Origin of the sequence: Neisseria weixii (genome assembly GCF_002327085.1) — a bacterium.
Classification (GTDB): Bacteria; Pseudomonadota; Gammaproteobacteria; order Burkholderiales; family Neisseriaceae; genus Neisseria; species Neisseria weixii.
Genome location: NZ_CP023429.1, coordinates 1,518,927 through 1,534,057 on the forward strand (window position 1 = coordinate 1,518,927; position 15,131 = coordinate 1,534,057).

The window sequence follows — 15,131 nt, forward strand, 5'->3', positions numbered from 1 at the left end:
GTTTGCAAGATTCAGACGGCCTGAAGATTTTTACATTTTTACCCTCTTGACAGCCATAATCTAGAAAATTCAAGCCTTGGCGTGAGCGCAGCTGAAGACTCCATCAAATAGCGAAATGGCTAAAGGCTTATGAAATCAGGTAATTTTGATTTTATCGTGCGGCCGTCTGAAAAGGGGCAGATTGATTTTTTTGACTGATTTTTGAGCAGATTTTTAGTGCGTTAAAATTTGTAAACTTAAAAATATGTGACAAACACGACACGTTGTCAAAAAAGGCCGTCTGAAAATAAATTGGCATTCTATCCGATTCTTTTCAGACGGCCTTCTATATCACACACCCGATTCCGATGAGTTTAGGCTATCCGACCAACCGCCGCCTAGAGCCTTATAAAGTGACACCAGCATTTTCGCGTGCGCAAGCTGCGCCTGAATCAGGTTTTCCTGCATTTGGTTTTCGTTCAAATGCGCGCGTAAGGCGTGATCTAAGGTTTTATAATCGTTGCGGAACAGCTTTTCCGTGTCGCTCGCGTGCTGTGCGGCCTGGCGGTGGGCGGTTTGCATCAGCGCGGTTTGACGCTGCATGGCATGCACGCTTTGATAGGCGCTGTCCACTTCACCCAATGCGATCAAAAGTTGAAGGTCATATTGCAGCAAGGCAGTCTGAAGGCGGGCATCGGCAGCGGCAATATTGGCTTTAATCCGGCCATTGGTGAGAATCGGCATTTGAATACCTACGCTCAACAGGCTTGCCCAGCCTTTCAGGGCATCGCTGCCGTCAATGCCGATGCGCGCGCCTTGTCCCAAAAAATTAATGCTGAACCGCGGCAATAAATCGGCTTTGGCACTGGCCAGTTTGGCGGCATAAGCATTCACTTGCGCGGTATGGGCGCGTAAATCGGGGCGGCGCTCCAGCATGCCTTGCGGCGTTTGCCCGCTCGGTGCGGCCGGTTGCTTGGCTAATACATCGACACCTGATGGCGGTAAATCAAAGCGTTGCGGTACATTCCCCGTCAACACGGCAATACTGCGCACATAAGCCTCATATTCGGCCTGCAGCGTGGCACGTTTGGCTTCAGCGGCAGTCAGCCGCACACCGACTTCATTCACTTCATAGCCACTGACATGACCGGCTTTAAAACGCCCCTGCACATATTGCTGCAAGCGCTTGAGTGTGTTAATACTGGTATCTGCGACTTTCAGACGGCCTTGCACCGCACGTGCTTTAAAATAGTTTTCGGCAATATCACCGGCCACCAACATTTGCGCGCCATAGACCTGCTCTTGCTGCCCCAAAGCGGCGTAATAGGCGGCATCGGCGTCGCTGCGTTTCTGACCGAAAATATCCGGCTCCCACGAAGCGGATATGCCGCCGACTAACTGGTTGCCTTTGATGTCCACCGTGTCATTGCCCAATGTGCCTGCCTGCGGAAGTTGTGCCGGCACGCCTGAGAGCGGGTTATCCGCTTCTCCGCGCATCACCGCACCCTGCCCGCTCAAGCCGGCTTGCGGGCCCAAATCAGCGATGGCTGCCCGACTGGTGGCACGTGTTTCGTTTAAGCGGCTGATGGCGATTTTGACGTCATAGCCCTGCGCCAAACCTTGTCCAATCAAACGGCTCAGCACCGGATCGTGCCAATGCTGCCACCATTGGGCGATTTGTTCGCTGCCTTTTGCGGCTTCGCTTTCGTTAAACGATTGCGGCACATTAATCTCCGAATGAAGCGGAATCTGCGTACTTTGACAAGCGGTTAAGGCCAATAACACAGCAGCGCATAAAGCGGATATTGATACGGATTTTTTCATCGAATGTCCTTTTTGTGTTCAGACGGTCTTTAAGTATTCCTGTAACAATCAAAATTCAATCTTCATAATGATTTAACTTTTATAATTTAAATTAATTGAATTTAATGATTTTTTATAAAAAACATAAAAACCTTAACCCTCATATTTTCTCTTATTGTGCAGGATTTTTGAAAAATCGAAAATTCTGTTTGGTTTCAAGCTTTAATCTGATAGGAGACAATTATCATGCAAGTTCTGGGTACCGAAGAAATCCAAAATGTATCCGGAGGTTGGGTTGCGAATGCAGTAGGTGCAGTAGCCGGCGCATATGGTGTCGGATACGGCTATTTAGCCGCGGGAGGCAAAGATCCCAACAAATTTCTGGGTGCGGTAGCACTTGGCGGAGTAGGAGGTGCATTCAGCCCAGTGAACGGTATCCGTTCGGCAGCAATGACTGCCGGAGGTGCTTTTGCAACCAGCGCAATAGGAACATCGGTCGGCAGCCCCTATTTCTAAGACGAACAACCGGTTAACCATGAAAAAATTATGCCTTCTGTTATTAATTATTACCATATCTTCCTTAATTATTGGGATAGGATTTAAATTTTTCTTTCCAGGCAAAGATATGTTTTATTGGCGGCTTGCAATCGGAATGGCTGTTATGGTGATTTTTATCCGGTTACTTAACCGTTAAGCAGTTTTTAATTTCAGAGATATAGCCTTGATACATTGTTTCCAATGTATTCTTCCGAATGGCTTCAATCTGATTCTATCGGGCTGCCTCCAATCAGAAAAAGCCGTCTCATTCTTTGCAGGCGGCTTTTTCTTTGCATATTTATCTTCTTTTCAGATGGCTTGCCTACCCATTGAGGCCGTCTGAAAAATATAACTGTCTTAAACAGCAAGAGACCGGGCAGCATCAAAATGCGGCAAGCCTCAGCCAACGAAGCAAATTTCTTATTTCAGTTCACTATAAGCCGCCTGCAAACTCTTGATTGCGCCAAGGCATTATGCCGTCTGAAAACATTATCCCTGCTGCTCAAGCATTTTTCTAAAACGCAGTAAGGCATAGCCCAAAAAGCCAAGCCCAGCAGCATTAAGGCAAGCATTTGCGGCCATACAATATCCAAACCCGCCCCGCGGAATACTACGTTTTGCGAAAAATTGGCAAATTGCGTTTGCGGCCAATATTCACTAATCCTTTGTGCTGCTTCAGGCATATTGCTGCGTGAAGATGTTGACCCTGAAAACAGCAGCGTGACCATGTGGATCGGATAATCAGCAAACCGAATTGAGCCATGCTCGGGGCGACAGTAGCCAGCATCACACCCAAGGCTGCCACGCAAAAGAGAAACAGCCACAAGCCTGCCGCATAAAGCACGATTGAACCATTAATCGGCACACCCAGTACATGATGCACAAGCAGCCATACCGACAATAATTCCACCACCATAATCACCAAACTATTGGCCAAAATCTTCGACATCATCAATTCAAAACTACGCACCGGCATTACCAAGAGATGCTCGATGGTGCCCCGTTCGCGCTCACGAATCACCGCCGCACCGACCAAAATCAAAATCAGCAAAGCTGCATTGTTGCCTTCCTGCATAATCGGCAGAAACCACACGCTGTCGCCATTGGGGTTAAACTGGATATTCATGACCGGCGAGACCGCCGGCACCGAAGGCATGCCGACAAATTCCTGAATTTCGCGATTGATAATCTGGGTCAGATAGGCCGACCCCAAACCGGCCTGCGTCATCATGGTGGCATCGGTTAAAAGCTGCAATGACGGGCTGCGTCCGGCTTGAACATCGCGTTCAAAATTCGGGGAATTTCCAACACAAAAATCAAACTGTTTTTATCCATCAGCTCGTCGGCAGCTTCTCGCTTGATTTCCACCGGCATTTTAAAATAAGGCGGCAAGATGGCATCACGAATGCGCAGCGACAAAGGTGAGCGGTCTTGATCGATGATGCCGACCGTCGCATTTTTCACATCGGTGCTGATTTGCGCCGAGCTGATAATTGAGCCGGTAAACATAAATCCAATCAATACCAAAAGCACCGGGTCTGTTAACAGGCTGCGGAATTCCTTAAACATCAGCGTAACAATATTACGCAAGGATCTCATCATTTCTCCTTTTTTTTCAAAAGCATACAGGCAAAAACCAACATCACCGCCGCAAATGCCGCAATAGCTGCATATTCAGTAGTGTAATCGGCTGTGTTTAGGCCTTTGGTGAAGCTGCCGACGGTAATGTTGCGATACCAAGAGGCAGGCATGATTTTGCCGAACATGACCGAAGCCCCGCTCATGGCAGAAAGTGAATACAGGAAACCCGAATAATTGATGGTGGGGATAATAGAAATAATCGCCGCCGCGAAAATCGCCGCCAATTGTGAACGCACAAAGCTGGAAATCACCAAACCCATAGCGGTTGAAGCCGTTACAATCAAGACTGTGCCAATCAATACGCCCAGTAACGAGCCTTTGAGCGGCACACCGAACCAAAACACCAACATCATCGCCAAGGCGGCAAAGTTAATCAGGCCGACGCCGATATAAGGCAGCTGCTTACCGATTAAATATTGCGGCACACTGGCGGGCGACGCATAAAAATTGGCAATCGACCCAACCTCTTTTTCACGCACCACGCCTACTGCCGCCATCATCGCCGGCACCATAATCAACACCAGCATCACCACACCCGGTGCAATCGCGTTGATGCTGTTGAAATCTTGGTTATACAACATGCGCGGTTCGACCACAGCCGGCGGATTCAAATTTACCGGCAAGCCTTGCGCTTCAATTTTAGCGCGGCTGTATGCCCCGGCCAAACTGGCGACATAACCTTGAATATTGGCAGCATTAAACGGCATGGCACCATCGATATAAAAAGCCACTTCCGGCGACAAACCACGCGCCACATCGCGCCCGAAGCCGTGTGGAATATCCATCACCATTACTGCTTGCGAGCTTTCCAAGGCCGTCTGAATTTCGGCTTCGCTTTGCAACGGCGGCTGCTCGATGAAATAACGCGAACCGGAAAAATATTCCACCAATTCACGGCTTGCGCTGGTTTGATCTCGGTCGTACACGGCAAACTTTAGATTTTGCACATCAAACGACACGCCCCATGCCATTGCGGCCAGCATAATTACCGGCCCGAATACGGCAAACACCAAACGGATTTTGTCGCGGATTAATTCTTTGGTTTCGCGCCGTGCAAAGGTGAACACCGTTGCCAGCCAGTATTTCAATGATTCGGTGTCGCGCTTGGGATTGGCGTTTTCAGACGGCCTTCGCGTATACGGGCCGTCTGAAAGTTGATTAAATGAGCGCGTCTCTGCCGTTTGGTTTTCAGACGGCATAGAGATATATTCCGTAGAAGCAAAGTCATTATTTTGCCGAACAGATGGTGGTTTTGAGCCAGTCACATGTTGTGTGTCATTTTCTGTAGGAAATGACACAGCCTGTGCGGAATCGGTGACAAGGCCGTATGAATCAGATTCGGCTTGTTTGTTTTCAGACGGCCTGTCTTGCTGTCTGTCGGCCTGAATCACGCGGGCAGCCAATTGTGTGGCCGTTTCGCCGTTGGCCGCCTGATTTGGAAAAGCCGGCTGTTGTGATTCGGTTGAGGTCGGGCCGTCTGAAGCAGCCGACGCAGATTGGATTGGCCCACCTACTTTTTCACCGGATTCGTTTTCACCTTCTGCTTCAATCAAATACTGCACAAATGCTTCTTCCAAATCCGGTGCGTTTTGCTCCCGGGTCAATTCTTCCGGCGTGCCCACGCCCAACACACGGCCTTTGTGCATAAAGGAAATGCGGTCGCAGCGTTCGGCTTCGTTCATAAAGTGGGTGGAGACGAAAATGGTGATTTTGTCTTCGCGCGAGAGCTTGAGCAGATGGCGCCAAAACATATCGCGGGCAGCAGGGTCAACGCCCGAAGTAGGCTCGTCCAAAATCAATACTTCGGGATGATGCAGACACGCTGCGGCCAATTGCAGGCGCTGGCGGATGCCCAAAGGCAGCGATGACGGCGCGGTATCGGCCACTTCAGCCAATTCAAACTGCTGTAATGCGCTATCTACCGCCGCTTTGCCCTTGTCACCCAATTGGTAAAGCTTGGCATGCAAATCCAAGTTTTGGCGCACACTCAGTTCTTCATACAGCGAAAACGCTTGCGACATATAGCCCACGCGCATTTTCACGTCGGTGCCGCCTGCATCAATCGGTCTGCCCAACAATTCTGCCATGCCTTCGGTCGCTTCCAGTAAGCCGGTAAGCATTTTCATGGTGGTGGATTTACCGCAGCCGTTACTGCCCAAAAATCCGAAAATCTCGCCTTGCGGAATAGTAAAGCTGACCCGGTCAACGGCGGTAAAATTGCCAAAACGCTTGGTTAAGCCGTGTGCTTCAATTGCCGGTGGCAAATCGGAATCAGGGGCAAATGGCGTAATATTTAAAATGCCTTCGGTCTGTTTTTCTTCGGGCAGCATTTTGATGTAGGCTTCTTCCAGCACTTCGGTGCCGTATTCCTCCAAAACCGATTGCGTCGATTGGTTGGCCAACAATTTGCCGTCGTCCATCGCCAAAAGCTGCTCGAATTGCTGCGCTTCTTCCACATAAGCGGTGGCCACAATCACCGTCATGCCTTGGTTTTCTTGGCGCAAATCGTTAACCAGCGTCCAAAATTGGCGACGGGACAAGGGATCGACACCGGTGGTCGGTTCGTCCAAAATCAATAAATCAGGATTGTGTACCAGGGCACAACACAGACTTAATTTCTGCTTCATACCGCCGGAAAGCTTGCCTGCCGCACGATCGACAAACGGATCCAAGCCCGTTGCCGCTACCAAACGCGTAATCCGCTGTTCCCGTTCTTGAGCCTTTAAACCAAACAAACGCGCATGAAAATCGATATTTTCATATACGGATAAGGTGCGGTAAAGATTCTGTCCCAACCCTTGCGGCATATAGGCAATGCGGTGCGACAATTCGCGCCGCGCCTCTTTGTTGCCCATGTCACCACCCAGCACCGACACACTGCCTTCTTGAATCACGCGCACACCGGCAATCAACGACAATAAAGTCGATTTGCCCACGCCATCGGGGCCGATTAAACCTACGGTCTGACCACGCCCGATTTCAAGCGATACGTTATCCAGTGCCAGCACTTTGCCGTAGTGGTGGGAAACAGCAGAAAGGGAAACGGCGGTTGTTGTCATGCTTATTTCACTCATGTGGTTCAGACGGCCTGCGTTACCTCAAGGCCGTCTGAAAATATTGAAACTTATTGCGGCAGCTTCACCGCCAATTCAGACGGCCATTCGCCTTCTTGCGTTTTCACAAAACCATTGCCGGTTAAGCCACCTTTCAATAGACGGTTGTAGCGCATAGCGGTTTCAGACGGTACTTGCAATTTCACTTTAAACATCAATTTGGCTCGCTCGCTTTCGGTTTCCACTGATTTTGGTGTGAATTGCGCCTCAGTGGCGATGAATTTGACAGCCGCAGGGAACACGGCATCGATGCCATCAAGCTTGATGCGGGCTTCATCACCGACTTTCAGACGGCTCATGCTGTCGGTTGGCAGAAAAATGTTCATCGACACATCGCTCGGATCCAACAGGCTGACGATTTTGTTGCCTGCTGCAATCACGTTGCCGACTTCGGCGATTTTGTATTCCACGCGTCCGTCAATCGGGGCGCGGATGTTCATATCGTCATTGGCGGACGTGGCGGATTTGACTTGTGCTTGGGCTTGTTCCACCCCTGCTTGCGCTTCGGCGATTTGTGCACCGGTTTGCACCACAACGGCTTGCGCTTCGTCACGGGCGGCTTCGGCGGCTTTCACACCGGCAGTCGCACGCTCATAATCGGCTTGGCGTTTCGTTACTTCCGAACGCGAAACCAATTGGTCGGCCAACAATTTTCGGGCATTGTCTAATTCCAATTTAGCCACGCGTTGCTGCTGACGGGCTGAATCGACATTGGCTTGTGCTCGGGCAACGGATTGTTGCGTCTGTGCTTTGGCGGCTTGCGCACGCGTGACCGCTTCTTGCTGACGGCGTGCCGCTGCCTGCGCTTCTGCCAAACGACTGGAGCTTGTATCGGAAGACAATTCCGCCAACACATCGCCTGCTTTCACATCGTCTCCTTCTTCCACATTCATTTTCGACACCCGGCCGCCATACAGACTGGCGACATCAATGCGGTTTAATTCCAAGCGGCCGTTGGATTGAGCAATATTTTCCGGCAACTTGCCGCTTTGTTGGTGCTGCCAATAATAAAAACCGCCGACAGCCAATGCCGCAACCACGGTAATCGTGATGATTTTTTTCATGATTTTTCCTGTTTATCGGTGAATTTTGCGTGATGGGGAAACATCGCATTCAGACACCAGTCGATGCGTTCGGTAATGGCCTCATCGGTGAGAATATCCGCCACCCGGCCTTTGATGGTATGAGGCAGCAAATCCATTTGGCCAAAGCGCGAACCGATAATCATCGGCGCATTTACGGCCGCACTGAAATAGCCCAAGCGTTGTATATCGGTTGCCGGAACACCGTTGTCCAGCTTGCCGCACTCTTCTAATACTTTCCTGAATAATTCCATGCGTTGCCCGATGGTGGTGCGGATAAAATGGTTGATGACATCAACGCCATTCGCGCTATCGGCAAACATGCGGTGAATCATTTGTAAATTATTGCGGATGTTTTCGGCCAAAACTTGCGCCATGGCGCGCAGCTTTTCAAAGGGATTATCCGAGAGCGCCGCCATGTCGAGATTGGCAGAAATGTCATTGTTGTGATGATTGAGCAACTCAAGAATAAAGGCATCTTTATTGGTAAAAAGATGATGAAACATACCCGAGCTTAACCCCGCCTCAACCGCCAACACGCGCACCGAAAGCTTGTAATAACCTAACTTGGGATACAGTTTGCTGCCGGCAGCAATGAATTTGTCATGTGCGCTTTGTTCAGACATGGCAACTTCCTTTTTATTGGACACCCGTCCAATTATGATGAAAAAATTTTTCCCTATCAAGAAAATTTTTAGAATAAAAATACTTATCATCCATCAATATAACATGGTGTTTTCACTCTTGGGTTTACATAGAACTTTGTTCAAATTCATGTTTTTTCAATAAACCAGATAGGCCGTCTGAAAGCCATGCACGTTCAGACGGCCTATTGCATTCAATCATTGAATAATACTTTAAACGCCCAACTGATATGTTGCTGGATATGCGTATCGGCCATCAGGTCGGGTACATTGCTGCTGATATCTTCCGACAATACCCCATTTTCTCATCACGATATGTGATAATGAGCGGCAGGAATACCGCACCTTTTAAAAACTCATAGCGGTTTTGCAATTCCAATTCGGAAATTTCCAGTCCCTCATAACATTCACGCAGCAAATTAATCAGGCCTAAAGCGATGATTTCATTTTGTATTTTTAAGGCCCTCCTAATGATTTTGACACCTAAGCAGCCATCCAACAGCATACGGTGCGTCCAATCCAAGTTGCAGCGCAAAGCCACCGCCAAGCGCCATACAATTTGACGAAAACGCTCTATCGGCGGCATTTGCGGCGCAAAATCGGATGACAATCTGCCCAACGGACAGGCATTGAATTCCTGCAACATGATTTTGATAAATTCATCTTTATCGGGGAACATCGATTCGTATGTTTGTGGAGAAATGTTGAGATTTTTGGAGATGACTTCAGCAGTTAAGCCGTCATATCCATGGCTTGGATAAAGCTTGATGCCGGCACGCACCAACTGCATGGTGATACTGTTCATGAGATTCTCCTTGTGATTATTCTGTTTTTGATTGGGCATTTGTCCAATCAAAAAATACTATGCTCCCGATATTTTGTTTCAGGCAAGAAAAATTAAAAAAAAGCCGTCTGAATCATGCAGATGCATGATTCAGACGGCCTTATCCGGATTCAATAAAATCAGTTGGTTTAGAACGGAACGTAAGTAGTCGGGTTTACCGGCTTGCCGTTTTGGCGCACTTCAAAGTGCAATTGGTTGCGCGGTGCATCGGTGCTGCCCATTTTGGCAATAATCTGGCCGCGTTTCACGGTTTGGCCTTCGTTAACCATCAGGCTTTGGTTATGGCCGTAGGCAGTCAGGAAAGTAGAATTGTGCTGCACAATCACCAAATTACCGTATCCGCGCAAGCCTGAACCGGCATACACGACTTTACCGTCCGCAGCCGCAACCACAGATTGACCGGCATTACCAGCAATGTTTACACCTTTATTGTTGCCGCCGAAATTGGTAATTACATTGCCCACCGTCGGGCGCTGCCAAGTAATGCCGCTTACGGTGCGGGTTGCGCCGGTCGATACGGCAGCGGTTGTAGCCGGAGTAGGGACCGGAGCAGCTGTTGGCGTATTCGCTGTGGTGCTAGCCGGGGTAGCCGGTGCCACATAACCTGCCGGTTTCACACGCAAAACCTGACCCACGCTGATGGTGTTGTCAGCCAAATTATTCCATGAACGCAAATCGTTTTGGTTGATGTTGTAGCGCTTGGAAATATTGTAAACGGTATCGCCACGCACCACGGTATGCGTTGCCGCATTCACGTCAACCGGTGCGTAAGAAGGCACGTAAGTGCCGCTGGTCGAGCCGGTGTAAGCAGGGGTAGAAAAAGGTGGTACGGTCGGTGGAACATATGACGCATCTGTGGCCACGGTGGAAGCCGCATTCGGATCGTATGGATTGTCGCCGTATGGATTGGCTGCCGTTGAAGTCGGGGCGGTGGAAGAAGTACCGGCGACAACAGGTGCAGGTTGCTGGCTGGCACACGCGCTTAAGAATAATGCCAAAGTAGCCGAGCCGGCATAGAATGCGGTTTTTTTCAACATATGGATGACCTTCGTTTTGGGTTTTCTATTTCTGTTGGGGCATATCATAATCAAAATACGCCCCATTCTCAAGTGTTGCATGGGTAAAATGACAAACCAATCTGCTGATTGATTTGTTTCAGGCTGCCTGAAATCCAATAAATTAAGGCAGTCTGAAAATTTTTAGGAAATATTTTCTTGCGATTTTGTTGCCGCGCCACACTGGTAGCAGTAGCGGTTAAACGCGCTGGTCCGCGTCTGGCAATGTACACACGTTTGAAACAGGCGCGTGCTGCAATGCGGACAAAAATCCATTTGCGGATTGCTAAAATCCAACGGACGCTCACACGCTGGACAAATGTGTTTACTCAAACGACTCTGCGCCAATTCGTAATTTAACGCTGCGCGTTCAGTAGCTGGCAACGCTTCTTGCGCCTGCTTCTGCTCCAAATAACGATACATCGCATTTATCGCGTATTTGCCAACCACCAACGTCCCCACAATCCCCACAAAATAACGCACATAACCACCGTAACTCGGCAAATACGGCACAAGCTCCACAAAAAACGCAAACAGCGCAAAGAAAATAAATCCCCAAACAAACGGAAACCAACGCGAATGCCGCTGCGTTTTAAACAACCACGCCGCCACCAACAACAACGGCAAAGTCAAAGCCAAACGATACAAAAAGATTTTCAGCTCAATTTTGCGGTCGTCTATTTCTTTAAGTTTACGTCCTTCGGCTTCTAATTGTTCGCGTCCGCGTTCCACTTCAGTCATTTGTGCTTCGGTTGCGGCAATTTCTTGGCGAATATGGGCAACTTGATTATTTAACTGACGTTCTTTGTCTATTAGTTGCTCGTATTCTTTGGTGCGTTCAAACACGCGCTCGTTTTCAGAAAGAATCCCTGTTGTGTGGCGTGTTGCCAATGAAGCTGCAAATTTTTCACGTTGTGCTTGCGTTTCGTTTTCTTGTTTTTCTAATGCCAATTTGGCTTGCGCTAGCGATTTTTCATGTTGGTCGCGTTTGGCTTCCCAAGATTTTTTTGCGTTGTCTATCGTATTCAATTTGTCTGGGCTAACGTAACTTTCCCATTCGCGCTGACTTTCCACTTTGGGTAAATCATTGACAATTTTGCCACCCAGTCCAATTAAAAAAGACGCAAAAATAAACGACAACAGCCACAAACCACGTCTAAACCATTTTTCAGTATGGCGATTGGTTTCAGTAAGTGTTTCATTTTTCTTGTTTATTTTGAATTTCATGACTAAACACCTTTTCTTTAATGTATAGTGGATTAAAATAAAAACGAGACAAGGCGACCACAACTGCCGTGTATATAGAAGTACATAAAGGAGTGGGCAACGCTGTATCGTTGCAATTTTAATTCACCAGATATATTTCAGGCTGCCTGAAATATAATCAAATCAACGCATTACAGGTTTGTATTTAATGCGTTTCGGTTTCGCGCCTTCTTCGCCTAAATGGTGTTCTTATCGAATTCGCATTTTTGATAGCTTCTATCAAAGAATACCCATTTGCTGTCGCCTTCACGCACCAAAATATGCGTGGCAATTCTGTCCAAGAACCAGCGGTCGTGCGAAATCACCATCACGCTGCCCGCAAATTCCAACAAAGCATCTTCCAAAGCGCGTAAGGTTTCCACGTCCAAATCGTTTGACGGTTCGTCCAACAACAACACATTACCGCCGCTCAATAAAGTTTTGACTAAATGCAAATGTCCGCGTTCGCCGCCTGACGAATTGCCCACAATTTTACTTTGGTCGCTGCCGTTGAAATTGAAACGCCCCAAAATCGGCCGCGTTTACCCTCGTTATTTCTCTTTAGGCCTTTTTATGCTTCAGGCCGTCTGAAATTTTTTACATTAACCAAAGTAAACCGGTTTTCACGCTTATTCTGAAGCCGGTTTATGCGGCGCATTTTGCCAAAATATTCGTACACCGCTTAGCTCTTCATGTGAAGTCAAATCAATTTGCAACGGTGTCACCGTGATAAAGCCGGCTTCGCATTCACCGAAATCCGTGCCTTCTTCGCGGTCGGAAATATCGCCGACAGGACCAATCCAATACACCGGCTCACCGCGGGGATTGGTCGTCGGCACAATGCTTTGCGTGTGGTGGCGCCTTCCCAAGCGCGTGATTTTGATGCCTTGAATATCTTCCGGTGCCACGGCAGGAATATTGATGTTCCACAGCATGGGCCGTTGCGGCGGATTTTTCAGCAAATGCTCAAGCAGAAGCCACGCGGCTTTTTCGGCGGTATCCCAATAGCGGCCGCTGAAATCGTTTAATGAAACCGCTACCGCCGGAATACCCATCAAATAAGCTTCGGTTGCCGCAGCAACCGTGCCCGAATACAACGTATCATCACCCATATTGGCACCATTATTGATACCGGAAAGCACCAAATCGGGTTGGAATTCCGGCAGCGCATGCAAACCGAGATGGATGCAATCGGTCGGTGTGCCGCTGACATAATAAAAGCCGTTTTCGGCCTGGCGGATACGTAAAGGCCGGTCGAGCGTTAAAGAATTGCTCACACCGCTGCGGTCGCGCTCAGGCGCAACCACGCGCACGTTGGCAAATTCGGCCGCTACCCGTGCCAAAATCGCGATGCCCGGCGCGAGGTAACCGTCGTCGTTACAAATCAAAATATTCATGCGCTAATCCCCGAATGATGATGAATGCGATTGTAAATGCGCGGTTTGGGATTTGTCTATGTTTCAGACGGCCTTGTGTGTTAGTAAGGCCGTCTGAAACAGGCTATAATCTGCACCATATCCGTTTTAGAAAACCATGCCATGATTGAACACGAAATTCTGATTATCGGCGGCGGCTTGGTCGGTGCCGCAGCGGCTGTGGCGCTCAAACGCCAAGGCCGTGATGCCGCCCTGCTGGAAATCCGCCCTGCCGAAACCGATTTAAGCCGCTTGGAAAACGGTTGGGACGCACGCATTTTTGCGATTAGCCCCGCCAATCAGGCTTTGCTGCAATCATTGGATGCGTGGCCGTCTGAAAACCGCATTCAGCCGGTTGCAACCATGGATGTACGCGGCGACAACGGCGGGCGCATCGAATTCAAAGCCGCCGACATTCCCGTGCCGCGGCTCACCGCCATTGCGGAAAACCGTTGGCTATTGGCTGGATTGTGGCAGCAAATCCGTGCATTGGATATTCCGGTCATCACGCAAAAAGCGGTCGAATTGGAAACCGATATTCAAATGGCAACTGTGCGCTTGGAAAACGGCGGCACGGTGCAGGCCAAACTCATCATCGGTGCCGACGGTGCCCATTCTTGGGTACGCACGCAGGCAGGGATTAAAGTGCGCGAAAATCCTTACGGCCATCATGGTGTGGTGGCCAACTTTATCACTGAAAAAAACCATCACGGTACGGCGTTTCAATGGTTTAAAAACGGCGAGGTGCTGGCTTATCTGCCGCTGCCCGACCATAAAATTTCTGTGGTGTGGAGCACCGCCGAGCCGGAAAAACTTACCAAGCTCAGCCCCGAAGATTTGGCCGCGGCCATCACTGCGCAAGGCGAAGGCATATTGGGCAAACTCTCGCCGCTCTCGCCCGCGTTTTCTTTCAACCTGATTTTGCGCCGCCCTGAAACCACGTTTGCGTCGCGCATTTTATTGATTGGCGATGCCGCGCATACCATTCACCCTTTGGCGGGGCAAGGCGTAAATTTAGGCTTCGGCGACGTGCTTGAATTGCAAAAACTCAGCCAAGGCGTAGCCGACATCGGCGCGTATCAATTTTTAAAACGTTTTGCGCAAAACCGCCTCGAACCGGTACGCACCATGCAATACGGCTGCGACGGCCTGTTCCGTCTGTTTGCCGACAACACCCTGCCCGCGCTGCCTTGGCTGCGCAACACCGGTTTGGATTTGGTTAACGCTGCGCCATTCGTCAAAAACCGTCTGATCAAACATGCGATGGGCTTGTGACTGTTCAAACTTTAATTGGGTGATTTACAGGCCGTCTGAAAATTTTCAGACGGCCTTGTTTTATGTCAAAACAGCTTGGAATATTTAATATTGAAACAAAATAAAAGATTATACTAACCGCTGACTTTTACGCTTAAGGAAACATCATGAAACAATATACCCTCGACCCAAAGCCCTGCTCGACGGCGTGATTTCCAGCGACAACGACCAAGAAATCGTACAGCTTTCTTTACAGAAAAACAATGAAATCCCGACTTACGAAACCGATGCGATTGTGTTATTACTGGTGCTCAACGGCCGCGCACAAATCATCACTTCCGAAGGCACACTCGACACGCAAGGCTTGCAGGTAGTCCGTCTTGAGCCGAACGAGGCGCACAGCATCCGCGCTTTGGAAGATGCCACCAATATTTTAGTCTTCAAACAAAAAACGCATGAATTGGTGTTCAGCAAGAAATTACGTTTCGGCAGCTGCTGCTTGTAAAGTATAAAATCAGG

Annotated in this window: 13 protein-coding genes and 1 pseudogene; 3 read left to right on the top strand and 11 right to left on the bottom strand. The window is 49.0% G+C overall.

The window, feature by feature from the left end; translation table 11 throughout:
* Positions 1 to 330: 330 nt before the first annotated feature.
* On the bottom strand, positions 331 to 1,803 hold the full coding sequence (locus CGZ65_RS07660) for a TolC family protein (RefSeq protein WP_096295417.1): 1,473 nt from the start codon (positions 1,801 to 1,803) through the stop codon (positions 331 to 333).
* Between the two features lie 225 nt (positions 1,804 to 2,028).
* Here CGZ65_RS07660 and CGZ65_RS07665 point away from each other — a divergent pair, with 225 nt between their 5' ends.
* On the top strand, positions 2,029 to 2,298 hold the full coding sequence (locus CGZ65_RS07665) for a hypothetical protein (RefSeq protein WP_096295418.1): 270 nt from the start codon (positions 2,029 to 2,031) through the stop codon (positions 2,296 to 2,298).
* Positions 2,299 to 2,929: 631 nt separating this feature from the next.
* Here CGZ65_RS07665 and CGZ65_RS14120 read toward each other — a convergent pair.
* From CGZ65_RS14120 to surE, 10 genes and pseudogenes are all read right to left on the bottom strand, one after another.
* Positions 2,930 to 3,574 (bottom strand): ABC transporter permease, encoded by a 645-nt coding sequence (locus tag CGZ65_RS14120; RefSeq protein WP_232507398.1) that lies wholly within the window; start codon positions 3,572 to 3,574, stop codon positions 2,930 to 2,932.
* Positions 3,562 to 3,909, bottom strand: coding sequence for a hypothetical protein (locus tag CGZ65_RS14125; protein WP_232507399.1), 348 nt, complete (start codon positions 3,907 to 3,909; stop codon positions 3,562 to 3,564). The genes CGZ65_RS14120 and CGZ65_RS14125 overlap by 13 nt, the downstream gene beginning before the upstream one ends.
* Before the next feature lie 8 nt (positions 3,910 to 3,917).
* Entirely contained in the window at positions 3,918 to 7,019 is a 3,102-nt protein-coding gene (locus tag CGZ65_RS07675) for an ABC transporter ATP-binding protein/permease (RefSeq protein ID WP_096295419.1), read from the bottom strand.
* Positions 7,020 to 7,084: 65 nt separating this feature from the next.
* Entirely contained in the window at positions 7,085 to 8,137 is a 1,053-nt protein-coding gene (locus tag CGZ65_RS07680; RefSeq protein ID WP_096295420.1) for an HlyD family secretion protein, read from the bottom strand.
* Positions 8,134 to 8,781 (bottom strand): TetR/AcrR family transcriptional regulator, encoded by a 648-nt coding sequence (locus CGZ65_RS07685; protein ID WP_157742745.1) that lies wholly within the window; start codon positions 8,779 to 8,781, stop codon positions 8,134 to 8,136. The genes CGZ65_RS07680 and CGZ65_RS07685 overlap by 4 nt, the downstream gene beginning before the upstream one ends.
* A 274-nt stretch (positions 8,782 to 9,055) precedes the next feature.
* On the bottom strand, positions 9,056 to 9,604 hold the full coding sequence (locus tag CGZ65_RS07690; RefSeq protein WP_096295422.1) for a TetR/AcrR family transcriptional regulator: 549 nt from the start codon (positions 9,602 to 9,604) through the stop codon (positions 9,056 to 9,058).
* Positions 9,605 to 9,771: 167 nt separating this feature from the next.
* A complete protein-coding gene (locus CGZ65_RS07695) occupies positions 9,772 to 10,680 on the bottom strand; it encodes a peptidoglycan DD-metalloendopeptidase family protein (protein WP_096295423.1) in 909 nt (302 codons plus the stop codon).
* 162 nt (positions 10,681 to 10,842) lie between these two features.
* The gene (locus CGZ65_RS07700; RefSeq protein WP_232507400.1) at positions 10,843 to 11,988 is read right to left on the bottom strand and encodes a double zinc ribbon domain-containing protein; all 1,146 of its coding nucleotides are present in this window, start codon (positions 11,986 to 11,988) and stop codon (positions 10,843 to 10,845) included.
* Positions 11,989 to 12,087: 99 nt separating this feature from the next.
* A pseudogene (locus tag CGZ65_RS07705) lies at positions 12,088 to 12,485 on the bottom strand (energy-dependent translational throttle protein EttA); the annotation flags it as partial.
* A gap of 87 nt (positions 12,486 to 12,572) precedes the next feature.
* A complete protein-coding gene (gene surE, locus CGZ65_RS07710; RefSeq protein WP_096295425.1) occupies positions 12,573 to 13,340 on the bottom strand; it encodes a 5'/3'-nucleotidase SurE in 768 nt (255 codons plus the stop codon).
* A gap of 141 nt (positions 13,341 to 13,481) precedes the next feature.
* Between surE and CGZ65_RS07715 the strand changes: the two genes are divergently transcribed.
* Positions 13,482 to 14,633: an FAD-dependent monooxygenase gene (locus CGZ65_RS07715; RefSeq protein WP_096295426.1), complete on the top strand. Its 1,152-nt coding sequence runs from the start codon at positions 13,482 to 13,484 to the stop codon at positions 14,631 to 14,633.
* 187 nt (positions 14,634 to 14,820) lie between these two features.
* On the top strand, positions 14,821 to 15,117 hold the full coding sequence (locus CGZ65_RS07720; RefSeq protein WP_232507401.1) for a cupin domain-containing protein: 297 nt from the start codon (positions 14,821 to 14,823) through the stop codon (positions 15,115 to 15,117).
* Positions 15,118 to 15,131: the final 14 nt, after the last annotated feature.